This window comes from Arthrobacter sp. UYEF20 (assembly GCF_040546335.1).
Classification (GTDB): Bacteria; Actinomycetota; Actinomycetes; order Actinomycetales; family Micrococcaceae; genus Arthrobacter.
The window spans coordinates 197618-220856 of sequence record NZ_JBEPNP010000003.1 but is presented as its reverse complement, the minus strand read 5'-3'; the positions used below and the strand labels follow the sequence as shown (position 1 = coordinate 220856).

Below are 23239 nucleotides of genomic sequence, written 5' to 3'. Positions count from 1 at the left end.
GACTCTCCAACTATAGGAATTACTTATTGATTTCATTGTAAACAAGTCTTGGACACTATAGTTCGTTTCCGTCATCCTTGAGTTATCCCCCAAAACATAAAGGAGACGGCCCATGCAAGACATCATCGAAGGCTTTCTGAAATTCCAACGGGAAGCCTTTCCGGAGCGCTCCGGACTCTTCAAGGAGCTGGCCACCGCCCAGAACCCTGGGGCTCTGTTCATTGCCTGCTCGGACAGCCGGGTCGTGCCGGAGTTGCTGACCCAGCGGGAACCGGGTGACCTGTTCGTGATCCGCAACGCCGGCAACATCGTGCCGGCCTACGGCCCGGAGCCCGGCGGTGTCTCCGCGACAGTCGAGTACGCGGTCGCCGTCCTGGGCGTCACGGACATCATCATCTGTGGCCATTCCGACTGCGGAGCGATGACTGCCATCTCGACCGACACGAACCTGGACCACCTGCCGGCCGTGGCCAGCTGGCTTGCCCATGCCGACGCGGCGAAGGCCGTCAACGCCGCCCGCACCCACGGATCGGCCCAGGAGCGACTGGAGGCCATGGTCCGCGGGAACGTCATCGCCCAGCTGACCAACATCAGGACCCATCCCTCCGTCGCCCTGGCCCTGGACCAGAACCGGCTGAACCTCCACGGCTGGGTCTACGACATCGAAACCGGTTCCATCGACACCCTGGACGGTGCCACCGGCCTCTTTGTCCCACTTGCGGACAACCCGCAGACCTGTGCCACGCCGGCCACATCCGGCCTGGCCGCCTAACCACCTGATATCACCGAAAGAATAGGAAAACACCATGATTCATTCCCAGAACACCCAGGCTCCGCGCGAGGAACTGACCGCCGCCATCATCGACGCCAAGATGCGCAAGGACCTCTCCTGGCAGGAACTGACCGATGGCACTGGTCTGAGCCTTGCCTTCGTCACCGCCGCCCTGCTCGGCCAGCATCCGTTGCCTGAAACCGCTGCGGAAATCGTCGCTGAGCGCCTGGGTCTGGGCGAGGACGCCGTAATGCTGCTGCAGACCATTCCGCTGCGCGGCAGCATCCCCGGCGGTATCCCGGCCGACCCCACCATCTACCGGTTCTACGAAATGCTGCAGGTCTACGGCTCCACCCTGAAGGCCTTGGTCCACGAACAGTTCGGTGACGGCATCATCAGTGCCATCAACTTCAAGCTGGACATCAAGAAAGTTGAAGACCCCGACGGCGGCTCACGTGCCGTGATCACCCTCGACGGAAAATACCTGCCCACCAAACCGTTCTGATCCCCACCGTGGCTGTGTCCTCGAAGTGAGGACACAGCCACGGTTGTGCCCGAACTTACCTCTCAGCCAAGGAACATCATGGACTTCATTCAACGCACCATCGACATCGCCCGTGCCAACGTCGAGGAAGGGGGGCGACCCTTTGCGACCGTCATTGCCCGCGACGGCGAGATCCTCGCCGAGAGCCCCAACCGTGTGTCCCAGACGAACGACCCCACCGCGCACGCCGAGATCCTCGCGATCCGCGAGGCCTGTACCCGACTCGGTACCGAGCACCTGACCGGGTGCACCATCTACGTGCTCGCCCATCCCTGCCCGATGTGCCTGGGCTCGCTGTACTACTGCAGCCCCGAGAAGGTCGTCTTCCTCACCCAGCGCGACGACTACGAACCGCACTACGTCGACGACCGCAAGTACTTCGAACTGGCCACCTTCTACGCCGAGTTCGCCAAGGACTGGACCGAACGACGGCTGCCGATGGAGTACCAGCCGCGGGACGCCGCGATCGACGGATACCGCGAATGGCAGCAATGCAACTCGGGCACCGCCACGTACTCACCCCGCCACCCGCAGGGTAGCCGGTAGCCGGGCGACGCCGGGGGGTGCCCCTATGTTTGCAACTCAGCGACGGCATCATCAGCGCCATTAACTTCAAACTTAACGTCAAGAAGGTCAAGGGCCCGGACGGCGGTTCACGCGCCGTGATCACCCTCGACGGCAAGTACCTGCCGACCAAACCGTTCTGACCCATGGTGGCCCGCGCCGCGACGTCGGGGGTCGGGGACGGCTTAGCGCCAGTTTTCCGCGAGATGGTCCCCGACCCCCGATCTGACGCTATTCCGGTCCCTCCGGAGTCCACCCGGCCAACCACCGACACCTGAACCGGGGCCTCCAAACCGCGTCCAGCCGTTAGCGCAAAGACCCTGCGTCCGGCCGGCCGGCCCGGTTCTATCGATCGCTGCGACGAGGGGTGAACTGTCGACGCTAGAACCGCCATCTCCAGCGGTGAATTAACCGCCATTCCCAACTAACAGTCACAATCGCCGATCTCGCGCACCGAACTCGGCAAGTCGTAATGACTAGTCAAAAATGGTCGTTTTCGACACAAGAACCAGTCCTGAGCCTGCGGAGCCCAGGCACAGGGGGCTGATGTTTCCGCCTCACAACCCCAGAATGAAGCCGGGGAAGGCGTAGCCTCTAGGGAATTCGTCGGAGCTTCAACGAGTTCCCGCCGCCTGGCCCCAACCTGCTCCCCGGCAAACGTAGGGTAGGTCCAGTAGTGAGAGACCCGGGTGAGACACGGAGATCGCGGCCATAGTCCGGTCCAGGAAATCGGTGATCGACAGATCCTCGTACGCTTTAGTGGCTAAGACCAAATTCTCGTGTGCATTGAGCTCAGCTATGGCGGCATCAATAAGTTGCTGCCCGGTTTTTCCGAACTCTTGTGCCTGATGAAGGTTAGGTGCCGTCAAAGCTCGAGCATATGTCGGCCACAGCTTAGACACCGAGCTAAGAGAACGAGATATCGCACGCTGTAGCGTTACCGATGGCCGGAGACGGGGGTGCGCTTCACGACTACGCTGCGTCATGATGATGCTTCTCTGCACTTCAGCCATTTGGGTAGCAGCATTTTCGGACATTGGAGTCTTGATGAGGTCACCAAGAGCCTTGGTGAAGCTTTGCAGAAGTGCAAGAATGCTCTCCGGGCTTGGAAGATGGGTCGAGTGAGGAGGCGCATCCTCCGCAGTGGCAGACCGCAGTTGCTCTTCGACGCGCGCCACACCCGTCCGTCGCTCGACCACTCTGGCATTGACTTCACCGACCGGAGCTTTGCACCCGCATTCATCGCACGGCTGGCCCAGGACACGCCTCGCTAGTCGCTCGCTCTTCGTTTCCCCCATGGCACCACCCTAAGTGCATCGCAAGCCAGAGCCCGACTCAGAACCACCCGCCGGCACCGCCTCGATCAAGCGCTGCCCGGCTGGCTGCCTTAGGGCGTTCAGCCTTCCGTCATAGGATGCGGTGGACGTGGTAGCACGACGGGCAGTTCAAGGTACGCGCTGTAAAGATGGCCAGGTCATTGATCTCCTGAAGTACGTCGTCCTGTAAGACTTCCCACTGGTGCTCACGGTCGATGAATACGGACCATGCTTGTGGGACGAGGTCCTTGCCGAGGACGATGACCGAAGACCTTATGGACAGACCCCAATGTTTCATCATGGTGAAGTCGCCCCGTGGGTAGTTCTCGGCCGTCTGCACGATCTTCAACGCATGATCGAGTTGCATCTGCAGCTGGGCCTGCTCACGAAGGAAGGCCCGCTCGTCTTCTATCGCAGCCGTAGCCTCCCGACGGTCGCTGTCCGCACGCTCATCAGCGGCCCGGCGATCATCCACCGCCAGCGACATCGCCGTTGCTCGATCCTTCTTCCCATTGGCCAAGGCGACCCCCAGGCCAGCGACCGTGACGATCACCAGGAAAATCTGAACCAGGTTGCCGACGGCAGGGTTGTCCAAGGCACGCATCACAGCGCGCCCTCAGCTTCCGTTTATGGACGCTGAAGAGCCCAGGGCCGACTTCTGCGCGCGTTCGAACTGATCAAGGATCTTGATGTAGCTCTTCACGCTGTCCTCGCTCCTCTCCCGACGTACGTACGCCAGGACCACGCCGCGGTCGTACTGACCCAGTGCGGCGAGCTTCTCGAGGTGGCTGATCGTCAGCCGTTCTGCGATGTTGTCGTGCCAGCCCTTATAGCCCTCGAACAGGATGCCGTCGAGTTCCTTGCGTCCCTCGTCGGTGAGGTTCGTCGACATCACTGCCCCTGTCACGACGTTGTAAGCCCCAACAAGTTCCCCGACCCACCGACGCCGGGACGGCTGACAGCCAGCAGGACAGCACCGAACTGCAGCCGGCCTGACTTTTGCGGTCGGACTGCCTCGGGACTAGGACCCCTGGCTGCCGAACGGCAGCCGGGGGTCCACGTCCTGTCCCGCCCAGGTCTGCCGGACCCAGCCGTGGTGCGGGTCGTCGCTGATGAGCCAGTCGCGGACATGGCCGGGCCCGGCCATGACGTTGAGGTAGTACATGTCGTAGCCGGGTGCGGCCATTGCCGGTCCGTGCCAGCCGTAGGGGACCAGGACAACGTCACCGGTGCGCACCTCGGCCGAGACGTCGATGGGGCGTTCGTCGGAGGCATAGACCCGCTGGTATCCGATGGCATCCGCGTCCGGCCCGGGGCCCGCAGCGGGGCCTGCCACGGTTGTCACCTGGGTTTCGAAGTAGTAGATCTCCTCCAGACGGGTCTCGCCGTCTTTTTCCTCGTCGTGCTTATGCGGCGGATAGGAGGACCAGTTTCCGGCCGGAGTGAGGACCTCGCAGACGATGAACCGGTCCGCTTCGAGGGCGGCAGGGGTGCCGAAGTTGTGGACCTGGCGGGAGCAGTTCCCGGCACCGCGCAATTCAACGGGGGTCTCCGCGGCGGTGACCAGCCGCGTGGGGTACGAAACCTGTGCCGGAGCGGTGGCAATTGCCACCCTCCCGCCGTCGGACGAGCTGACGGTGACGGCCTTGCCCGTGCCGGCGTAAAGCACATCGGTGGGGCCGCTGAACACACTGGCCCGGCCTGCGAGCGTGAACTCCTGACCATCAACCGTCGCCGCGAAGGCTCCGCTGAGCGGGATCACTATCCGTTCCTCGCCGCTGGCGGGGAGTTCGACGGCGGCCCCGGGGGCCAGTGTGGCCACCTTCAGCCCAGTGTGCGCCCACCCTTCCACCTCGAGTGCGGAGTCTGCAGTCCCCAGCGAAACGTCCCAGCTACCTTCGGCTGCAGTTCCCAGCGGATATACCCAGTCGGCCATAAATTTACTCTTTCGGTCGGTATGTTCAGCGCTTTGCCGTGGCGACTAGCGCTGGCGCTCATCGTTGGACCAGCGTCATCTCAAAACTGTAGGAATCCGCGCGGTAGACGTGATGCCCGGTCTCCACCATCCGCCCGGTGTCATCCACTGCGGTGCGCTCCATGGTCACCAGCGCTGAGCCCGGCTCTGTTTCGAGCAGGGGGGCCTGATAGTCGTCGGCCACCATGGCCCCAATGCGCTGGGAGGCCAGCCGGAAGTTGACCCCGCCGTTGCGCAGGATGCCGTAGAGGCCCTGGGACCTTAGCAGGGCTTCGTCAATGGTGGTGATGTCATCACGGACCCAGTTCTCCATCAGGGCCAACGGTTTGCCTCCCACCTTCCGGAGTCGGGTGAAGTGGTAGACCCTGGCCCCCGCCGGCAGATGCAGGGCTTCCCGGGTGGTGGCATCAGCCTCAATATGGGAAAAGCTCAGCACCTCGGTGGTGGGGTTGCTGCCATTGTTGCTGAGATCGTCAAAAAGGCTGGAAAGCTCCAGCGGGCGGCGGACCTGGCTGGAAACCACCTGGGTGCCCACCCCGCGTTTGCGGACCAGCAGTCCCGAGCGGACCAGTTCATCCATGGCTTTGCGCATGGTGGGCCGGGAAAGGTTGAGCTGGGCGGCAAGGTCGATTTCGTTCTCCAGCCGGCTGCCGGGTGCCAGGATCCCGGTGTGGATGGCAGCTTCAATGCCCTGCACCACCTGGTGATAGAGGGGCACGGGGGAAGAGCGATCAATACTGAGATTAAGTTGATTCGCCATTGAGCTCTCCCTTTGTGCAGCCTTTGTGCAGCCGGGTTCCTGCGTCCAGGGTGCCCGTATGTCAGGTGCATGTTCGCTTGATAGGACATACTGCCTTTTTACAGATAATAGCAGGGCCAGACAGTGCATCAAAGGCTCTTCCTCCGCGCCTCTGGTCTCGGTCTTGAGATTCTCTCAGGTCGGATTAGGTAAAAACATCCTCATGTCAGGACAAACTATTGACATCTGTGAGCAGAGTCACGAAGATCGGTGTAGACGGAATACGAACTGATGCAATGTGGCACCAGGCGTAGGCCGAAATCAAAAGGAGATTATCGTGACGAAGTTCGCTTGGCGAAAGGCCGCACTGATAGCTGCGGTTGTGCCCATGATGGCGCTGAGCGCCTGTTCCAGCACCGGCGGCAAGCCGGCTGACACCGCAAATGGCGGAGGCGGTGGCCAGGCAGTCACTACCCCACGTATCAAAGTGGCCCTGATTACGCACGCGGCCGCCGGGGATACCTTCTGGGACATCGTCCGCAAGGGGGCCGAAGAGGCAGCGGCCAAGGACAATGTTGAACTCCTGTACACCTCGGACCCGGAAGGCGGGCGCCAGGCCCAGCTGATCCAGCAGGCGGTGGATCAGAAGGTTGACGGCATTGCCGTCACACTGGCAAAGCCGGACGCGCTCAAAGACGCACTGAAGAAGGCAACGGACGCAGGAATTCCTGTCGTCAGCCTCAACGCCGGCGAGTCCGTGTCCGCACAGTTGGGCGCATTCACGCACTTCGGATCCAATGAAAAACTGGCAGGTGCCGCTGTGGGCGAGAAGCTCGCCTCACTGGGCCTCAAACATCCCATCTGCGTGATCCAGGAACAGGGCCACGTGGGTCTGGAAGCCCGGTGCGCCGGCGTCAAGGAAAAGGTGCCTGCCACCGAAATCCTGTATGTGACCGGAACCGATATGACCCAGGTTTCCTCCACCGTGACGGCCAAACTGCAGGCGACAGCCGACGCCGATGCCATCATTGGCCTGGGCGCCCCCTTCACGCTGACCATCCTCAAGGCCGTCACCTCCGCCAACAGCAAGGCGAAGGTTGCCTCCTTCGATATGAACGCCGAACTGGCGCAGAAGATCGTGGACGGCCAGGTCATCTTCACCGTGGACCAGCAGCCGTGGCTCCAGGGCTACAGTGCCGTTGATGCCATCTGGCAGACCAAGCGCGGTGGGTTCAAAATCGGCGGCGGGCAGCCCGTTCTGACCGGACCCACCATTGTTGACAAGGCAGCGGCAACAGACGCTCTCAAGTTCGCCCAGCAGGGCGTCCGCTAAGCAGTTTTTTCAGCCTGGCCCGGGCGTGCCCCGGGCCAGGCGCTAAGGAGAATGACCATGACCCAAACTCTCACTAAGCCCCTGGCCGGCGATGAACGCGTGGGAACGCGCAACCCGCTCCAGAAACTCCTGGGCCGCCCCGAAGTCGGCGCGCTCGTTGGCGCGATCGTTCTGTTCGTCTTTTTCGCCATTGTTTCGCAGACCTTCATCCAGCCGAACGCCTTCGCCACCGTGCTCTACGGCAGTTCCACCATCGGCATCATGGCGGTAGGTGTTTCCCTGCTGATGATCGGCGGCGAGTTCGACCTCTCCACCGGTGTTGCCGTCATCAGCTCCGCGCTGACAGCGTCCCTGTTCAGCTGGTACTTCACCACCAACGTCTGGGTGGGGGTGCTGCTGGCCCTGGCGGTCTCGCTGTCGATCGGCTTCATCAACGGCTGGATCCTGATCAAGACCAAACTGCCCAGCTTCATTGTGACGCTGGCAAGTTTCCTGATGCTGACGGGCCTGAACCTGGGCCTTACCCGTCTGATCGGCGGCTCGGTCTCCTCCCCGTCGATTTCCACCATGGACGGCTTCAAATCGGCGCAGGCCATTTTCTCGTCCGCGGTCAACATCGGCGGCGTCGAGGTCAAGAACACCGTGTTCATCTGGATCGCCCTGGTGGCCGTGGCCTCGTGGGTACTGCTCCGGACCAAAGTGGGGAACTGGATCTTCGCCGCGGGCGGCGACGCCAACGCTGCCCGCGCTGTGGGTGTTCCGGTCACCAAGACCAAGATCGGCCTGTTTATGGCCGTTGGTTTCTGCGGCTGGATCTTGGGCATGCACAACCTGTTCGCGTTTGACGCCGTGCAGTCCGGTGAAGGCGTGGGCAACGAATTCCTCTACATCATTGCCGCCGTGATCGGTGGCTGCCTGCTCACCGGCGGCTACGGTTCGGCGGTGGGCGGGGCGATCGGCGCTTTCATCTTCGGCATGGCCAACAAGGGCATTGTCTACGCCCAGTGGAACCCGGACTGGTTCAAGTTCTTCCTGGGGCTGATGCTGCTGCTGGCCACCATCGTGAACCTGATCGTCAAGCGCCGCGCAGAACTCAAGTAAGGGGCTGAACACCATGAACTCCAAACATATAGACCAGCAAACGTTGCTCAAGGATGAAAAAGACCCGCTGACCCACACACCCGTTCACCTGCTCTCGCTGGATCAAGTGGGCAAGCACTACGGCAACATCATCGCGCTGAGCGATGTGACCCTGGCGGTGGACAATGGCCGGGTGACCTGCGTCCTGGGCGACAACGGTGCCGGCAAGTCCACGCTGATCAAGATCATTGCCGGTCTGCACCAGCACGATGCAGGCGTCTTCAAGATCATGGGTGAGGAGCGGAAACTCAACAGCCCCCGCGAGGCGCTGGATTCCGGCATTGCCACGGTTTACCAGGACCTTGCAGTGGTCCCCCTGATGCCGATCTGGCGCAATTTCTTCCTTGGCTCGGAAATCACTGTTGGCTGGGGCCCGTTCAAGCGCATGGATGTCCAGACGATGAAGGACATCACCAAAAAGGAACTGGCCGACATGGGCATCGACCTGCGCGATGTTGAACAGCCGATTGGCCAGCTGTCCGGCGGTGAGCGCCAGTGTGTGGCAATCGCCCGTGCCGTGCACTTCGGGGCGAAGGTCCTGATTCTGGACGAACCGACGGCCGCTCTTGGCGTGAAGCAGTCCGGCGTGGTGCTCCGTTACATCCTGCAGGCCCGCGACCGCGGGCTCGGCGTCGTCTTCATCACGCACAACCCGCACCATGCTTTCCCCGTCGGTGACCGGTTCCTGCTGCTCAAGCGCGGCAAATCGATCGGCTACTACGAGAAAAAGGACATCACCATCGAAGAACTGACGGCGCAGATGGCCGGCGGCGCCGAACTGGCAGAACTCGCCCACGAGCTCGAAGAGCTCGGCGGCCACGGCGAGGTCGTGAAGGAGGTAGAGGCCGAGTTGGCCGGAACCAGCGGCCAACAGCCCGGCTAAGAATCCCGCAGAATCCCCGGCTGATGGCCCACCACCAGCCGGGGGTTTTCCTTTGACCGAAGATCGGACGGGCACTTGTCAATCAGGCTAGGTGTCATTGGCGCCGGAATCATGGGTGCCGACCGAATCCGGCCGGAATGCTAATCTGCACAACTTGACGCCGACGACGGCGGCCCTGGTGGGTACCACCGCACCCCTGACGCTGGATGGGCTGTTCAACATGCCCGGCGGATTAAGCGTCCGCCTTCCGGACGGCAGGGAGCTTCGCTACGACGAGCCGGCAGGGGCCGCGGTGGTGCCGCCGATTTCCAGGAACGGAGGCACCAGCAGGTGTTCGGCCGTGCCGCCGCCCAGCCGGGCGGCGGCCGCACGGACGGCCGCCGCCGCCAGCTCCGGACCATTTTGGCCGATCGAGGTCAGGTTGATGTGCTCAAGCCGCGCCAGCCGGGAGTTGTCGTAACCCACCACGGAGATGTCCCGCGGGACGCATAGCCCGGCCTTGCCGAACACATCCAACACGCCCAGGGCGCAGCGGTCGTTGAAGACGACGACGGCGCTGGGCCGTGCGGCGGCGGCGGGCCGTCCGGCCGCGTCGAGCAGCTCGCGGGCGGCCCGGGACCCATCCGCCTCACTGGGGCCGCCCGTGAAGACCGAGGCATTTCCCGTGAGCCCGGCATCGGCCATATAGCCGAGGTAGGACCGGCGGCGGGCGGCGGACCCGACGGCGGTCCCGCCGTCGATATGGGCTATCCGGGAGTGCCCCAGCCCGCGAAGGTGGTCCATCGCGAGCCTGATTCCCGCGTCCTCGTCGCTGGAGACACTGCCGGCCGCGTCGCCGCGAACCGGGCGGAGCATGGAAATCACCGGCAGTGGCAGCTGCGCAAGCCCTTCCGCGGGCGTCGAGGGGGCGATCAGGACCAGCGCCTCGGCCCCAAGGTCCAGCAGGGATTCAACGGCCAGCTGCTCGCTGCGCCGCGGACCCGCCGCGCTCAGGGTCACGCCGTAGCCGGCCGCCTCACCGGCCTCGTAGAGTAACTCAACGAGCTCGGCGTGGTAGGGCTCGGTCACGTTGAAAACCACGCCAAGCAGGCGGGAGCGGGTGCTGCGCAGCAGCCTGGCCCGCGTATCCGGACGGTAGCCGAGTTCCCGGGCGGTAGTGAGGACCCTCTCCCGTGTGGCCAGGCTGGCGCCGACCGCCCCACGGATCACGATCGAAACCAGCGCCTTTGAGACCCCAGCGGCCGCCGCGACGTCCGCCATAGTGGGTCGGGGGCTCGCTGTCATGGGGTCTCCTGAGTCGTGCGGAAAGTACTGGCCCCAGTCTACTAGATCGATCTAGATTTTCCGCCGATGCTGTGCAAAACTGATGAGCATTACATCTTCTAGATCGATCTAGATGATTTCAGCACGAGGAAAGGACGGGCCCATGGCCTACATTGAAAACCAGGCAGGGACACCCGCACGAGGCATCCGGCTTGGCCTGATCGGCGCCGGCTGGATGGGGGCGTTCCACGGTGAAAGCATTGTCCGGCGCATTCCCGGAGCCGTCCTTGAGGCCATCGCCGACCCCGCGCTGGACGCCGCCGCGGAGCTGGCCGGCCGGCTCGGCGTCGCCAAGGTGACAGCCGATGCTGCAGACTTGCTGGCCGATCCGGAGATCGACGGCGTCATCATCGCCAGCCCGGCCCGCTTCCACGCCGCGCTGATCACCCAGGCGGCGCGCGCCGGAAAGCATGTCTTTTGCGAAAAGCCAGCCGGACTTACGCTTGCCGAACTCGACGCGGCCCTGACCGAGGTGGACACGGCCGGGGTGCACTTCCAGATCGGCTTCAACCGCCGTTACGCCCCTGATTTTGCTGCCGCGAAGCGCGACCTTGCCGCAGGTGTGGCCGGGCAGCCACAGCTCCTGCGCTCGCTGACCAGGGACCCTGGCACCGGCAGCATCGGCCACGCTGCCCGGATCCCTGCGTGGACCATCTTCCTCGAAACGCTGATCCATGACTTCGACACGCTGAACTGGTTCAATGAGGGTGCCGAGCCGGTGGAGGTCTACGCCGTGGCCGACGCCCTGGTGGAGCCCGACTTCAAGGAACACGGATTACTGGACACCGCCGTTGTGACCATCCGCTACAGCAACGGTGCGCTGGCGGTCGCGGAGGCGAACTTCAGTGCGCTCTATGGCTACGACGTCCGAGGCGAGGTCTTCGGCTCCCGGGGAATGGTCCAGGCAGGACGGAGCACCGAAACATCGGCCCGCCGCTACACCGCGGACGGTGTTTCCGCCGACACCCCGCGGCTGAACGTCGAACTTTTCCGCCAGGCCTACACTGATGAACTGGCCGACTTTGCCGACACCGTCCGGGCACGGCGCGACGGCGGCACGGCGCCGTCGGCCGGGTTCACGCTGACCCCGGTTGCCGCCGACGCCCGCCGGGCTCTGGCGATGGCGCTTGCCTGCATCGAGTCCGTCAAACTCGGCGCGCCCGTGGCTCTGCCCGGAGCTCTTCCGATGGCAGCTGCGAAGGCCGGCAACTGATGCGGCTTGCGGTCTGCGCCGAAATGGTGTTCACGGAGCTGCCGTTCATCGAACGGGTCCGGCGCATCCACAACGCCGGATTCGACGTCGAACTCTGGGACTCGCGCAGCAAGGACCTCGCGGCGCTTAAGGCAACCGGGGCGGTGTTCTCCTCGATGACTGGCTACACCGCCGGCAGCGTAGTTGACCCGGCGACGGCCGATGACGTGGTCCGGACAGCCGCGGAGCTCATCCCCACGGCTCTGGAACTGGGCATCAGCCGGATGGTGGTGCATTCGGCGGAGCTGGTGGATGGCGCAGCCGCCCGCCCTGTCTTCCGCTCAACGGGCAGGATGTGGACCACCGGACTGCGCACTCTGCAACGGCTGGGGGACCTTGGCGAGAAGCATGGGGTGACATTCTGCCTCGAGAATCTCAACACCATTCTTGATCATCCCGGGATTCCGCTGGCGCGGGCCAAGGACACCCTGGCGCTCGTGGAGGCCGCCGGGCACCCGAACGTCAAGCTGATGCTGGATCTCTACCATGCCCAGCTGGGCGAGGGGAATCTGATCGGGCTGGTCCAATCGGCCATGCCACACATCGGTGAAATCCAGGTGGCAGATGTGCCTGGCCGCTGCGAACCCGGCACAGGGGAGATCAACTACAGAGCCATTGCCGGCGCACTGGCCGAGGCGGGCTATGACGGGACCGTGGGCATGGAAGCCTGGGCGAGTAACGACAGCGACGACGCCCTGGCCGCATTTCGCGATGCGTTCACTCTTCAGCGCTGAATTCCTGTCTGGGGCTGAAGCTGCCGGATCACCTGTCCGGGGCGGCTGTGCTGCCCCGGACCTCCAGCACGGGCGGCAGTAGTTCGTCCCGAGGAAGTGCGGCGCCCGATTCCAGCCTCACAATCAGCAGCTCCGCTGCGCGCTGGCCGGCAGCGAAGCTTGCCGTGTCCACGGACGTCAGGCTGATCCTGCGAAGGCTGGCCAGCGGAGTGTTGTCGTAACCGGCAACGGAGAGATCAGCGGGCACGGAGAGCCCGCGTTCCTCCGCCGCTGACATGACTCCCAGGGCCGCCATGTCGTTGACTGCGAAGACCGCCGTTGGCCTGTCCGCACCGCTCAGCAATTCCAGCCCGGCGCTGTAGCCGGCTTCTTCCGTGAGATCCCCGGGCATTGTCCGGATGAAATCCGCAAGGCCGGCGGCCGCCATCTCCGCTGCGTAGCCGCGCTGCCGGGCGGCCCCGACTGCGGTGGCCGGTGCCCCCACATGTGCAATATTCCTGTGGCCCAGAGACACCAGGTGTGCCACCGCGAGGCGGGCGCCGGCGGCGTCGTCGTTGGTCACCACTGTCACGGTCGGCCCGGGGCCTGACGGCGCGCCCAGGGCCACGGTTGGTATCTGTGCGGCGGCAGCGGTAAGGCCCGGACTGTCCGGCATGGTCCCCACCAGAACCAGTCCCTCGATGTTCATTTCGAGCAGTTTCTTCAGCAGGGACTCGCCGCTGCGGCTGTCCAGCCGGAAGTCTCCCATGACCATCTGCAGGCCGTATTCGTTGAGCCGGCCGTTGAGTCCCTCCACCGCGCTGACAAACCACGGATTCCGCATGTCATTGAGGACTACTCCCACGGTCCGGCTCCGGGACTCGCTGAGTGCCCGGGCGGCGGCGTTTGGCCGATAGCCGAGCTCAATCACGGCCCGCTCCACCGCTGCCCTTTTGGCTTCACTGACATACCCGGTGCCGCGCAGCACAAGCGAAACGACCGACTTGGACACTCCGGCTGCGGCGGCTACGTCGAGTATGGTGGCGGCGCGCTTTCGCACGGGATCTGGCACGGCATCCTCCAGCTATTGGTGCAGTTTGTTAATACAAAGTCTTGACCCGGAACGGTGACCTCCCTTACTCTAGCAAGCAGATGTTGGAGCGTTCCAACATTGCCAGCTTTCCAGTTCGTTGCCCGGGGTCCGGGCCCGGCAATTTTGCAAAGGAACACTATGAAGGATGTAACTCTCGGTCTGGTCGGGGTGGGGCGCATTGGCGTCATGCACGCCAACAACATTTCGGCCCTGAACCATGTGCTGAACCCACAGGGGATCAACGTCCGGCTCAAGCTGACTGACGTCGCCGCAGATCATGCCCGCAGCGTGGCGTCCGGGATCGGCGCCGAGTTCCTGCCATCGGTGCAGGAGCTGATTGCGTCCGGCGTGGACGGGCTGGTCGTAGCCACCGGCACGGGTACGCATCCGGATCTGATCAGGACGGGCGTGGACGCCGGCATTCCGGTCTTCTGCGAGAAGCCTGTGGCCATGAATGTTGCGGACTCCGCGCCGGTGCTGGACTACATCCGAGACAACGGCGGAACCGTGCAGATCGGCCACCAGCGCCGCTTCGACGCCGGGTACCTGGAGGCTAAACGCTCTTTTGAAGCCGGTGAACTGGGCTGGATCCATTCACTGCGCGCCGTCACCTGCGACATGACACCCCCTCCCGTGGAGTTCCTGGCGGGCTCCGGCGGGCTGTTCCGGGACTGCTCCGTCCACGACTTTGACATCCTGCGCTGGCTGACCGGCCGCGAAATCGTGGAGGTCTACGCCAAGGGCTCCAACAACGGCGATCCCGCCATCGGGGAAGTGGGCGACGTGGACACGGCCCTGGCGCTGGTGACGTTCGACGACGGCACGCTGGGCACCGTCAGCGCCTCGCGCTACAACGGGGCCGGTCATGATGTCCGGCTCGAAATCCAGGGCTCGGCCGGCTCGCTCCTCGTGGGGCTCGATGAGAAGTCCGCCCTTGCATCGGCCGAGGCGGGCGTTATGTTCCCCTCCGGGGAGTCCCACCGGACCTTCGCAGAGCGCTTCGACCAGGCCTACCGCTCCGAACTGGCGGCCTTCGTGGAGCTGATCCTGGGCGAGCGGGACAACCCGTGCACACCGGAGGACGCGGTGGCGGCCTCCCGGGTTGCCGACGCCGCCCAGGAATCACTGGAAACAGGGCTGCCGGTCAGGGTTGCCCTGTCAGCCCGGGACCACGGGAGCCGCAGCTAGCCCTGCTTCCGGACCCGGCACACTTCGACAAAGGCCCTGAAGGGCGCAGCCCGCTCCTCGGCGGACAGCTCCAGGGCCTCGGGGTGCCACTGCACGGACGCCACCCAGCGCTCCGGGTCCTCCAGCGCCTCGATGGTTCCGTCGTCCGCCACGGCTGTCACGGCGAGGCCGGCAGCCACCCGGGCCACCGCCTGGTGGTGGCCGGAGGCGATCTTGACGGTCACGGCGCCGGACGTGCTCCCGTACAGTGCTGCCACCCTCGAGCCGGGCTGCACCTCGACCTCGTGCCAGGCCCAGGGGCCGGCTCCGTGCACCGGCGCGGGTTCGTTGTGCACCACCGTGCCGGGCGCCATGTCCTGGACCAGGGTTCCGCCGTAGAGGACGTTGAGCAGCTGGTGTCCCCGGCAGATTCCCAGCACCGGAATCCCCGCGTCGATCGACTGCCGCGCGACGGCCAGATCCAGCTCATCCTGGGCGTTGCTGACGTCGTAGCAGGCGCCGCCGGGTTCCTCGCCGTAGAGGCGGGGGTCCAGATCCCCGCCGCCCGGAAGGACGACGCCGTCGAGCGCCTGCTGCGCCGGGTCCGCCGGTTCGCCGGGGGCCGGCGCCACGGTGAGCAGCACCGGTTCGCCGCCGCCCTCGCGCACCAGTTCCACGATGTAATCGAAGAGCGCGTTGGCCTCGCCCACCCTCGGATCCGGGTCCGTGGAGCTGCTCAGGCGGACGGGAATGCCGATGCGGGGCCGGCTGCTGTGGGGGAGGGACGGAGTCTGCATGATTTATTCTGCAACAGATCCGCCGAGACTAGGATTGCCGGATGACCACCAGATATCTCGTGTCCCGCAGCCGCTTCATCGCGGCCGCTCCGGAAACCATCTTCGCGGTGCTGGCCGCACCGGCGCTGCACAGCGTGATCGACGGCTCGGACACGGTCAAGGGCGCCCAGCCCCACGGCCCCGAACGGCTGGCCCTCGGTGCGAAGTTCGGCATGGAGATGAACATGAAGGTGGATTATAAGATCCTCAACACGGTCTGCGAGTTCGAGGAAGGCCGCCGGATCGCCTGGCGGCACTTCTACGGCCATGTCTGGCGCTACCTCCTGGAGCCAGCCACGGACGACGCCGGCAGGACCGGCACCATGGTCACCGAACAGTGGGACGCCCGTCAGGTCCGCGGCAAGTTCCTACTACGCCTCGCGGGCTACCTGCGCCGCCACCCGGCCAACCTGGAACAGACACTGGCCAAGCTTGAGGCCTACCTGGCGGCCTCCGGACGGCGCGAAACTGGCAACGCGGGGGTTTCCTGATACTCGATGGCCCACGTGGGTAGGTGCCCGGCGATGCGGTCCCTGCAACCCGTCCGGCCCGAGGCGGCTCCCGCCCACTACCGGGAATTCTGTAATGTGGATGGCACCGGAAGCAACAGGCAAGACTGAAGGTGGGAACCGCGATGGGCCGCAGGACACTCGTTGACGACCTCGTCGACGGCCTGCTCGCAGACATCCTTGACGGCAAACTGCAGCCCCACGAAGCCATTCCGCCCGAAGCCGACATCGCCAAGGCCTATGACGTCAGCCGGCTCACCGTGCGCGAAGCACTGAAGGCCCTGCGGGCGCAGAATATCCTCTACGTGAAAGCCGGCCGCGGAACCTTCGTCAACCCAACCGACAACTGGACCGGCCTGGATGCGATCTTCAAGGCCGCCTCGCACGGCAGCGGAGCGGAGCAGGTGGCGGTGGGGCTGATTGAGATGCGCCGCATGGTGGAAACCGGGGCGGCCGCGCTTGCCGCCAAACGCCATACTCCCGAGCACGCCGAACAGTTGCGTGAGTGCATCGCGGACATGAAGCGCTTCCACGACTCGGGCGACCTGGATGGCTTCGTGGCAGCCGACATCGGCTTCCACGACGCCGTGCTGAAGGCCTCCGGCAATCTTTTTATCCGGGCACTGTTCGCCCAGCTGGGACAGCTGCTTTACCTGAAGCGGCGCGAAACGTCCGCCGTCGAAGAGATCCAGCTGCACGCCATCGACTATCACCAAAAAGTCATGGACGGCATCCTCAGCGGCGACGCGGAGCTGGCCCGACGCAGCATGGACGAACACATGGACCAGACGTACCGGGACTACGAACGCTACGTGAACAATGCCCCGTTGTGAGATATCAGCCGTGACCTAACAGTCGTGACCTAACAGCCGTGACCTAACAGCCGTGACCTAACAGTCGTGACCTAACAGCCGTGACGTAACAGCACGCACCAGCCGGGGCTTGACGTCATCCGCGTCACTCTTCTATGCTCTTCCTCAGGTTCTTCCATCAGATGTCTGACATCTGACTTAGCTCAATTCGAAGTGTTCCACCTGGACTGAGCCTCCCAACTATCCCCACGGATTCCCGCCACCATCGAAGGTGCCGGCTCCGTCAGACAGAAGGTCGAAGATGACTTCACTCTCCTTAAAGTCCGCAGGACTCGGCGAGCTTGGCGAGCGTACGCTCCGCAAGGTCCGCCGCCGCGTTATGCCGCTGATCGTCCTGCTCTACTTCGTGGCCTACCTTGACCGCAACAACGTCGGCTTCGCCAAACTCACGATGAGCGAGGACATCGGCCTGAACGCCGCCGCCTACGGACTGGGTGCCGGCATCTTTTTCCTCGGCTACGCGCTCCTCGAGGTCCCGAGCAACGCCGGCATGTACCGGTTCGGCGCACGCAAGTGGCTGGCCCGGATCCTCATTACGTGGGGCATCTTCGCCACGGCCATGTGCCTGGTGAACAGTGAAACCACCTACTACATCGTCCGTTTCCTGCTGGGTGCGGCAGAGGCTGGATTCTTCCCGGCCATCCTCTTCTACCTGACGCTCTGGTTCCCCGCCGCACAGCGTGTGACGGTGCTCGGCATCTTCATTCTGGCGCAGCCGGTGTCCAATGCGCTGGGTGCCCCGGTCTCCGGGCTGCTGCTGCAGATGGACGGCGTCATGGGCCTTCAGGGCTGGCAGTGGCTGTACATCATCGAAGGCATCCCGGCCATCCTCCTGGGCTTGCTCACTCCCATCCTCATGACCGACCGCCCGCGGGATGCCATGTGGCTCAACCCGGACGAGCGCGAATGGCTTGCCAGCACCATGGACAAAGAACTGGCCGTCAAGTCCGGCTCCGGCAACCACAACTTCCTGGCCGGCCTCAAGGACAAGCGCACCCTGATCTACTCGGCCCTCTACTTCGGACTGGTCTGTGGCATCTATGGACTGGGCCTGTGGATGCCCACCATCGTCGCTGCCCTGGGCAAGTTCTCCACGGCCCAGATCGGCTTCATCGTCTGCATCCCGTACACCGTGGCCGCCGTGTTTGTGTACTTCTGGAGCAAGCGCGCAGACCGGACCGGCAAGCGTGCCTGGCACACCGCCGTCAGCATGGTGCTGGCCGGGATGGGTCTGCTGGCCGCAGGATACCTGCTGCCCGTCAACCCGATTCTGGCCATGATCGGGCTGACGGTTTCGGCCATGGGCATCTACGGCGCCATCGCACCGTTCCTTTCCATGCCCTCCGCCGCACTGACGGGGGCGGCTGCTGCCGCCGGCTTGGCCCTGATCAACTCACTGGGCAACCTGGGCGGGTTCGTTGCCCCGTACGCCGTCGGACTCCTGAACGACGCCACGGGCAGCAACCAGAGCGGCCTGCTGTTCCTGTCCCTCTGCCTGTGCATCACCGCGGTGGCAACCTACCTCTACGCCCGCAAACGCCCGGAAGGCGATGCCGCGCTGGATCCCGCAGTTGCCGCGGCCGCCGCAGTGGGGCATGACTCCACGGCCCCGGCCAAAAACTCCTGATCCCTCATCCCGACATCCCTGAACCCGAAATCCCTGAAGGAAACCTCATGACTTCAAGCAGCTTCCCCTCCGAACGCACAGTTGTCCTGACCGGCGCCGCGTCGGCCCGCGGCATCGGCCGCGCCGCCGCCGACCGGATGGCCAGCGAGGGATGGTCCATCGCCATCCTTGACATCAATGCGGAGGATGCCACGGCTGCCGCCGCGGAGATCGGCGCCAACCGTGCGGTCAAGGCCATCGGCGTCGGGGCCGACGTGTCCGACGAGGCGTCCGTTGACCGGGCAATCACCGAGATCGAGGCCTCACTTCCCCCGATTGTTGCCCTCGCCAACCTCGCCGGGATCAGCTCGCCGACGACGTTCATGGAGACCACCGTGGCGGAGTGGGACAAGGTGTTCGCCATCAACATGCGCGGAACCTTCATCGTCTCCCAGCGGGTCCTCAAGGGCATGATCGAGCGCAAGCTCGGACGGATTGTGAGCATCTCGTCCATTTCCGCCCAGCGCGGCGGCGGCACGTTCTCGAAGGTTGCCTACAGCGCCACCAAGGCCGGAATCCTCGGATTCACCCGCGCGCTGGCCCGCGAAGTCGGCGAGTTCGGGATCACGGTCAATGCGATTGCCCCTGGCCCGATCGACACCGACATCATGGGTGGGACCCTCACCGATGAGCGCAAGGCCCAGATGTCCGAGGGCATCATGATGGGCCGGGTCGGCACCCGCGAGGAAGTAGCGGCCTTGATCTCCTTCCTGCTCGGCCAGGACTCCGGTTACATCACCGCCGCCACCTATGACATCAACGGTGGCCTCCAGGTCTCCTGACCGAGGTCTGGACCAGACAGGGTGCCTCCGCCGGTTTTCCGGCGGGGGCACCTTCGGTTTTTCCGGCGGGGGCACCTTCGATGTACCGCCGGCGGGGGCACCTTCGATGTACCGCCGGCCCAGTGCCTGCCGGGCGTCTGCGCCTGCCCGGGCGGAGCCTAAGCCGCCGAAGTCTAGGCTGGCCCTATGACCGCCGCCCGCAGCCTGCACCCCAGCCCGCGCACGCTGGAGGTCGAATCCCTGGCGAGCTTCGACCGGCTTGTCGCAGCAGGGGCGAGGACCATGCAGGGATGGCATGCCCAATCCCTGGACCTGCGCGGCCGGACGGCGCCGCTCACATCCCTGGACGTGCAGGGGGCGATCTTCCTCGGCTGCACCTTCGACGCCGGTGTGGAGGATTCGCTGCGCGGACGCGGCGCCCTCATTTTTCCGAGGCTCGAGGCCGTGCCGTTCAACCCCTACCGCGGGCAGTTGTACACCCCACAGGAGCTGTATGCGGGCATCTCCGGCTCGCGCTACGAGGACACCCTGGACGCGAAGGTGTACCAGTGGAGCATCCGGCCCGGCCAGCGCCACCGCCTGGATGCGACCTTGGCCGCCGCCCTGCATGACCACTCCATCGGTGACGCCCTCGACGAGCTGACCCGCTCGGAACCGTTCGCCGGACGCACCGTGGTGGGCGTCATGGGTGGCCATGCCGCGCGTCGCGGGTCTGCGGTCTTCGAGGAGGCCGCGCTGCTGGGGCGGCTGCTGGCGCGGAACGGGAGCGTGGTTGCCACCGGCGGCGGCCCCGGGACCATGGAGGGCGCGAATCTGGGCGCGTACCTCAGCGGGATGCCGGACGAGATCTTCCGGCAGGCTCTGCAGGGGCTTGCCTCCGTCCCCGGCTTCCGCCCTTCCGTGTCGGCATGGGCGCGCGCGGCGGCCGCCGTCGTCGAACGCCATCCGGACGGCACGCCGTCCCTGGGCATCCCCACCTGGTTCCACGGGCACGAGCCACCGAACCTTTTCGCCACCCACATCGCAAAATACTTCGCCAACTCCATCCGCGAGGCCATCCTTCTGGAGCTGTGCCATGGCGGCATCATTTTCCTGCCCGGCTCGGGCGGGACAGTGCAGGAGATCTTCCAGGACGCCTGTGAGAATTACTACGGCGCCCCGGAGACCATCACCCCGATGGTGCTGGTGGGCCGGGAGCACTGGCTGCGCCGCTTCCCGGCGTGGCCGCTGCTGCAGAGCCTGGCCGCCGGCCGGCGGATGGAGAACCGGATCTTCCTCGTGGACACCGTGCAGGAAGCGCTCGCCGTCCTGGACACGTAGCGCCGTTCTGGACGAATGACGGCGCCGCCGGTCACTGACGACTGCGCCTTAACCGCCGGGGACGGGGGAAAGGGCTACAAATCCTTGCGGCACTGGGCACGGCCCAGCTCGTGCAGGCCGTTCAGGTCGCCGTCGGCCAAGCCGTCGGGTGTGCCGATCTCCGGGTACATGAGCTGCGCCGGGTCTTGCACATGTTCCAGCCCCATGACATGGCCCAGTTCATGCAGGATCACGGCGGTGGCGTATGCGGCGCCGGCCGGCCGGCGGAGATCCTCGGTGATCTGCGCAGCGTCCAGTTCAAGGCTGCCGGTGACGAAGCTCTTGGGGCCGTCGCCGAAGCTGAAATGGGTACTGCCTCCGGTGCCGATGACGGGACCCTTGAGTTGCGGCGCCTGTTCCGGAGTGGTCCAGGCGATCAGCAGCGGGGCCCACCGCTCGCCGTAGACGTCCTTCTGATACGGCGCCCGCGACTGGGAGGGCGCCTCGGCCGTGGGGCCGTCGTTGATGAATTTGATGCCGGTCGCCCGGGACACCGTCCCGATGGCGTCCTCGACGAGGCGCTCCGCCCCCTCCGGTTCGAGTCCGGCGTTGACCACGTAGTGCAGCGGACGGCACGGCGAATAGCCCACCGGCGTGCCATCCTCATTCGTGGCCAGGAATGCATAGGAATCGCTCGCGACGGCCGGTGGCCTTGGCCGGCCGAGCGGCTCGTCCTGTTCCTCCAACCCCGGTGGGGGAGCGTCGTTCCGCGTGCCCTCGGCGGGAATGCCCGGCTGCTGCCCGGGTTGCCCGGGTTGTCCTTGTTGTCCGGTGCCCGGCTGGCCGGTGGCGGGTTGTCCGGTGCCCGGCGCGGGAGCCCGTCCGTTGAGCCCCGCGCCGCGGCTGACCTCGAACAGCCCCACGAAGCGGGGATCGCCATACACGAAGCCGGCGGCCAGGAAGGCGGCGCCGGCAATCACTGCGGCAGCGGCGAGGTTGCGGAAGACCCGCACGGCGGTTCGTGAGCGGCTGTGCCGCGGTGTCCGGTCCCGGAATTCCGGACCGTCCACTAAGCGACCACGGCGCCGAACGCCAGCCCCAGCAGGTAGGTCACGCCGGCGGCGCCCATGCCGATGGCGAGCTGCCGGAACCCGCGGGAGGTCGGGGACGTGCCGGACAGCAGCCCGACGACGCCGCCGGTGAGCAGGAGCGCCAGGCCCACCAGGGCGGCGGAGACCACCAGGGCGGCGATCCCGGTCAAGCCCAGGACGAACGGGATGATCGGCACGATCGCGCCGGAAGCGAAGAAGCAGAAGCTCGACGCCGCCGCGCCCCAGGCGGTGCCGACAGCCTCGTGCTGGTCCTGGCTCTCGGGGAGTTCGGGCCGCAGCGAGAGGCTGGGATCGCAGTCGCAGTCCAGCAGGCCCATCCGCTCGGCGACGCGGTGCTCGGCGGCGTCCCGGGACATGCCGCGGGCCAGGTACACGAGCAGGAGCTCATTGTGTTCGATGTCCAGGGAGGGTGCGGCGGCCAGGGTGATCTGGGTGGGGCGGGTCGCGGCCAGCAGCTCCCGCTGGGACCGCACGGAGATGAACTCGCCGGCGCCCATCGACAGTGCACCGGCCAGCAGCCCGGCGACGCCGCTGAGGAGAACCACCGAGCTGCCCACCCCGGAGGCGGCCATGCCCATGACGAGCGAGAGGTTGCTGACCAGTCCGTCGTTGGCGCCGAAGACGGCCGCCCGGAAGGTGCCGGCGAGGCGGTTCCGGCCCCGGGTGGCGAGTCCGCGGACCACTTCCTCGTGGATCTGTTCGTCGGCGACCATGGCGGGCGTGGCGGACGGGTCGGTGGCATACGGTGAGCGGCTTTCGGCGCGCTGGGCCAGGGCCAGGACAAACACCGAACCGAGGTGTCGCGCCAGGAAACCCAGGATCTGGCTGCGGATGGACGCCGGGCGGGGACGGCCGGCGTTCTCGCCCAGCAGCTCGAGCCAGTGTGTCTCATGGCGTCCCTCGGCCTCGGCCAGGGCGAGCAGGATCTCGCGTTCTTCGCCGCTGCGGTTCTGCGCCAGGTCACGGTAGACGGCGGCTTCGGCCCGCTCGTCGGCGAGGTACTGCCGCCACCTCTTGATGTCTGCAGCACCAGGCGCGGATGCCGGCGCCTGGGCGGCGCGGCTGGTCCCGCCAGCGGCGAGTTCGGAATCGTGGGGGTCAGGGTTGGGCGGGTCAGATGTGGCGTGCTGGGACACGGAATCTCCTGGGTTTGACGGGGCATGGTCCGGCCCCATTGCGTACCCAGCCTACGCCGTATTTACGCGCATTTCCGGCTGGCAATCCTCAGCGGAAAGTTTAGGCAAACCGTAAATCCCCTGCCACGAGAACCGCACTGACGGCATTTCAGTCCCGGGTGTTTCCGGCTGCGCGGCGAGCCCTTGACCGCCCGGGTTCCCGGTGTTCGAATG

The 23239-nt window shown here is 65.2% G+C and carries 24 protein-coding genes; 15 read left to right on the top strand and 9 right to left on the bottom strand.

The annotated features are described in order from the left end of the window. The first annotated feature begins 112 nt into the window (after positions 1–112). The 4 genes from ABIB26_RS05160 (at position 113) to ABIB26_RS05145 (ending at position 2023) form a co-directional block, all read left to right on the top strand. Positions 113–772: a carbonic anhydrase gene (locus ABIB26_RS05160; protein WP_354240211.1), complete on the top strand. Its 660-nt coding sequence runs from the start codon at positions 113–115 to the stop codon at positions 770–772. 34 nt (positions 773–806) lie between these two features. Continuing rightward, positions 807–1277: a cyanase gene (cynS, locus tag ABIB26_RS05155; protein ID WP_354240209.1), complete on the top strand. Its 471-nt coding sequence runs from the start codon at positions 807–809 to the stop codon at positions 1275–1277. Positions 1278–1355: 78 nt separating this feature from the next. Further along, positions 1356–1862, top strand: a complete 507-nt coding sequence (locus ABIB26_RS05150; RefSeq protein ID WP_354240207.1) for a nucleoside deaminase — start codon at positions 1356–1358, stop codon at positions 1860–1862. Positions 1863–1891: 29 nt separating this feature from the next. Further along, complete coding sequence (locus ABIB26_RS05145; RefSeq protein WP_354240205.1) at positions 1892–2023, top strand: cyanase; 132 nt, start codon at positions 1892–1894, stop codon at positions 2021–2023. A gap of 1264 nt (positions 2024–3287) precedes the next feature. On the opposite strand, the gene ABIB26_RS05140 is transcribed toward ABIB26_RS05145, so the two are convergent. The 4 genes from ABIB26_RS05140 to ABIB26_RS05125 all read right to left on the bottom strand — a co-directional run bounded on the left by ABIB26_RS05140 (position 3288) and on the right by ABIB26_RS05125 (position 5931). After that, the gene (locus ABIB26_RS05140) at positions 3288–3791 is read right to left on the bottom strand and encodes a hypothetical protein (RefSeq protein WP_354240203.1); all 504 of its coding nucleotides are present in this window, start codon (positions 3789–3791) and stop codon (positions 3288–3290) included. 21 nt (positions 3792–3812) lie between these two features. Further along, positions 3813–4088, bottom strand: a complete 276-nt coding sequence (locus ABIB26_RS05135) for a hypothetical protein (protein WP_354240201.1) — start codon at positions 4086–4088, stop codon at positions 3813–3815. A 129-nt stretch (positions 4089–4217) separates the two neighbouring features. Further along, a complete protein-coding gene (gene iolB / locus ABIB26_RS05130; protein ID WP_354240199.1) occupies positions 4218–5132 on the bottom strand; it encodes a 5-deoxy-glucuronate isomerase in 915 nt (304 codons plus the stop codon). 58 nt (positions 5133–5190) lie between these two features. Continuing rightward, a complete protein-coding gene (locus ABIB26_RS05125) occupies positions 5191–5931 on the bottom strand; it encodes a GntR family transcriptional regulator (protein ID WP_354240197.1) in 741 nt (246 codons plus the stop codon). A 316-nt stretch (positions 5932–6247) separates the two neighbouring features. Here ABIB26_RS05125 and ABIB26_RS05120 point away from each other — a divergent pair, with 316 nt between their 5' ends. Genes ABIB26_RS05120 through ABIB26_RS05110 form a run of 3 tightly spaced genes read left to right on the top strand, consistent with a single transcriptional unit; the run spans position 6248 to position 9266 of the window. After that, entirely contained in the window at positions 6248–7243 is a 996-nt protein-coding gene (locus ABIB26_RS05120; protein ID WP_354240195.1) for a substrate-binding domain-containing protein, read from the top strand. 51 nt (positions 7244–7294) lie between these two features. Then, a complete protein-coding gene (locus ABIB26_RS05115) occupies positions 7295–8344 on the top strand; it encodes an ABC transporter permease (RefSeq protein ID WP_354240193.1) in 1050 nt (349 codons plus the stop codon). Positions 8345–8357: 13 nt separating this feature from the next. After that, positions 8358–9266 (top strand): ATP-binding cassette domain-containing protein, encoded by a 909-nt coding sequence (locus tag ABIB26_RS05110; RefSeq protein ID WP_354240191.1) that lies wholly within the window; start codon positions 8358–8360, stop codon positions 9264–9266. 267 nt (positions 9267–9533) lie between these two features. Here ABIB26_RS05110 and ABIB26_RS05105 read toward each other — a convergent pair whose 3' ends face one another. After that, the gene (locus ABIB26_RS05105; RefSeq protein WP_354240189.1) at positions 9534–10550 is read right to left on the bottom strand and encodes a LacI family DNA-binding transcriptional regulator; all 1017 of its coding nucleotides are present in this window, start codon (positions 10548–10550) and stop codon (positions 9534–9536) included. Positions 10551–10692: 142 nt separating this feature from the next. On the opposite strand from ABIB26_RS05105, the gene ABIB26_RS05100 reads away from it, so the two are divergent. Both ABIB26_RS05100 and ABIB26_RS05095 read left to right on the top strand, forming a co-directional pair. Beyond that, positions 10693–11802, top strand: coding sequence for a Gfo/Idh/MocA family oxidoreductase (locus ABIB26_RS05100; protein ID WP_354240187.1), 1110 nt, complete (start codon positions 10693–10695; stop codon positions 11800–11802). Continuing rightward, a complete protein-coding gene (locus ABIB26_RS05095; RefSeq protein ID WP_354240185.1) occupies positions 11802–12575 on the top strand; it encodes a TIM barrel protein in 774 nt (257 codons plus the stop codon). The genes ABIB26_RS05100 and ABIB26_RS05095 overlap by 1 nt, the downstream gene beginning before the upstream one ends. Before the next feature lie 28 nt (positions 12576–12603). On the opposite strand, the gene ABIB26_RS05090 is transcribed toward ABIB26_RS05095, so the two are convergent. Continuing rightward, on the bottom strand, positions 12604–13626 hold the full coding sequence (locus ABIB26_RS05090; protein WP_354240183.1) for a LacI family DNA-binding transcriptional regulator: 1023 nt from the start codon (positions 13624–13626) through the stop codon (positions 12604–12606). 159 nt (positions 13627–13785) lie between these two features. Here ABIB26_RS05090 and ABIB26_RS05085 point away from each other — a divergent pair, with 159 nt between their 5' ends. After that, positions 13786–14835 carry a Gfo/Idh/MocA family protein gene (locus ABIB26_RS05085; RefSeq protein ID WP_354240181.1) on the top strand — a complete coding sequence of 350 codons (1050 nt, stop codon included), beginning with the start codon at positions 13786–13788 and terminating at the stop codon, positions 14833–14835. On the opposite strand, the gene ABIB26_RS05080 is transcribed toward ABIB26_RS05085, so the two are convergent. Next, entirely contained in the window at positions 14832–15611 is a 780-nt protein-coding gene (locus ABIB26_RS05080) for a gamma-glutamyl-gamma-aminobutyrate hydrolase family protein (RefSeq protein WP_354240179.1), read from the bottom strand. The two genes, ABIB26_RS05085 and ABIB26_RS05080, sit on opposite strands and share 4 nt — an antisense overlap. 41 nt (positions 15612–15652) lie before the next feature. Between ABIB26_RS05080 and ABIB26_RS05075 the strand changes: the two genes are divergently transcribed. The 5 genes from ABIB26_RS05075 (at position 15653) to ABIB26_RS05055 (ending at position 20799) form a co-directional block, all read left to right on the top strand. Beyond that, positions 15653–16141, top strand: a complete 489-nt coding sequence (locus ABIB26_RS05075; RefSeq protein WP_354240177.1) for an SRPBCC family protein — start codon at positions 15653–15655, stop codon at positions 16139–16141. A 143-nt stretch (positions 16142–16284) separates the two neighbouring features. Then, positions 16285–16992 carry a FadR/GntR family transcriptional regulator gene (locus ABIB26_RS05070; RefSeq protein WP_354240430.1) on the top strand — a complete coding sequence of 236 codons (708 nt, stop codon included), beginning with the start codon at positions 16285–16287 and terminating at the stop codon, positions 16990–16992. 280 nt (positions 16993–17272) lie between these two features. Beyond that, entirely contained in the window at positions 17273–18658 is a 1386-nt protein-coding gene (locus ABIB26_RS05065) for an MFS transporter (protein WP_354240175.1), read from the top strand. Positions 18659–18705: 47 nt separating this feature from the next. After that, on the top strand, positions 18706–19479 hold the full coding sequence (locus ABIB26_RS05060) for an SDR family NAD(P)-dependent oxidoreductase (RefSeq protein WP_354240173.1): 774 nt from the start codon (positions 18706–18708) through the stop codon (positions 19477–19479). 186 nt (positions 19480–19665) lie between these two features. Further along, on the top strand, positions 19666–20799 hold the full coding sequence (locus tag ABIB26_RS05055) for an LOG family protein (protein ID WP_354240171.1): 1134 nt from the start codon (positions 19666–19668) through the stop codon (positions 20797–20799). A 74-nt stretch (positions 20800–20873) separates the two neighbouring features. Here the strand turns inward: ABIB26_RS05055 and ABIB26_RS05050 are convergent, their stop codons facing one another. Together ABIB26_RS05050 and ABIB26_RS05045 are read right to left on the bottom strand one after the other, a co-directional pair. Next, positions 20874–21791, bottom strand: a complete 918-nt coding sequence (locus ABIB26_RS05050; protein WP_354240169.1) for a matrixin family metalloprotease — start codon at positions 21789–21791, stop codon at positions 20874–20876. A 56-nt stretch (positions 21792–21847) separates the two neighbouring features. Then, positions 21848–23026 (bottom strand): VIT1/CCC1 transporter family protein, encoded by a 1179-nt coding sequence (locus ABIB26_RS05045; RefSeq protein ID WP_354240167.1) that lies wholly within the window; start codon positions 23024–23026, stop codon positions 21848–21850. Between the last annotated feature and the right edge of the window lie 213 nt (positions 23027–23239).

Excerpts from the sequence above, each read along its gene's own strand:
- ABIB26_RS05060 (WP_354240173.1), top strand. The coding sequence starts at position 18,706 with ATGACTTCAAGCAGCTTCCCCTCCGAACGCACAGTTGTCCTGACCGGC.
- ABIB26_RS05085 (WP_354240181.1), top strand. The coding sequence starts at position 13,786 with ATGAAGGATGTAACTCTCGGTCTGGTCGGGGTGGGGCGCATTGGCGTC.
- ABIB26_RS05150 (WP_354240207.1), top strand. The coding sequence starts at position 1,356 with ATGGACTTCATTCAACGCACCATCGACATCGCCCGTGCCAACGTCGAG.
- cynS (WP_354240209.1), top strand. The coding sequence starts at position 807 with ATGATTCATTCCCAGAACACCCAGGCTCCGCGCGAGGAACTGACCGCC.
- iolB (WP_354240199.1), bottom strand. The coding sequence starts at position 5,132 with ATGGCCGACTGGGTATATCCGCTGGGAACTGCAGCCGAAGGTAGCTGG.
- ABIB26_RS05105 (WP_354240189.1), bottom strand. The coding sequence starts at position 10,550 with ATGACAGCGAGCCCCCGACCCACTATGGCGGACGTCGCGGCGGCCGCT.
- ABIB26_RS05125 (WP_354240197.1), bottom strand. The coding sequence starts at position 5,931 with ATGGCGAATCAACTTAATCTCAGTATTGATCGCTCTTCCCCCGTGCCC.
- ABIB26_RS05135 (WP_354240201.1), bottom strand. The coding sequence starts at position 4,088 with ATGTCGACGAACCTCACCGACGAGGGACGCAAGGAACTCGACGGCATC.
- ABIB26_RS05100 (WP_354240187.1), top strand. The coding sequence starts at position 10,693 with ATGGCCTACATTGAAAACCAGGCAGGGACACCCGCACGAGGCATCCGG.
- ABIB26_RS05080 (WP_354240179.1), bottom strand. The coding sequence starts at position 15,611 with ATGCAGACTCCGTCCCTCCCCCACAGCAGCCGGCCCCGCATCGGCATT.
- ABIB26_RS05055 (WP_354240171.1), top strand. The coding sequence starts at position 19,666 with ATGACCGCCGCCCGCAGCCTGCACCCCAGCCCGCGCACGCTGGAGGTC.
- ABIB26_RS05070 (WP_354240430.1), top strand. The coding sequence starts at position 16,285 with ATGGGCCGCAGGACACTCGTTGACGACCTCGTCGACGGCCTGCTCGCA.
- ABIB26_RS05095 (WP_354240185.1), top strand. The coding sequence starts at position 11,802 with ATGCGGCTTGCGGTCTGCGCCGAAATGGTGTTCACGGAGCTGCCGTTC.
- ABIB26_RS05160 (WP_354240211.1), top strand. The coding sequence starts at position 113 with ATGCAAGACATCATCGAAGGCTTTCTGAAATTCCAACGGGAAGCCTTT.
- ABIB26_RS05115 (WP_354240193.1), top strand. The coding sequence starts at position 7,295 with ATGACCATGACCCAAACTCTCACTAAGCCCCTGGCCGGCGATGAACGC.
- ABIB26_RS05075 (WP_354240177.1), top strand. The coding sequence starts at position 15,653 with ATGACCACCAGATATCTCGTGTCCCGCAGCCGCTTCATCGCGGCCGCT.
- ABIB26_RS05110 (WP_354240191.1), top strand. The coding sequence starts at position 8,358 with ATGAACTCCAAACATATAGACCAGCAAACGTTGCTCAAGGATGAAAAA.
- ABIB26_RS05065 (WP_354240175.1), top strand. The coding sequence starts at position 17,273 with ATGACTTCACTCTCCTTAAAGTCCGCAGGACTCGGCGAGCTTGGCGAG.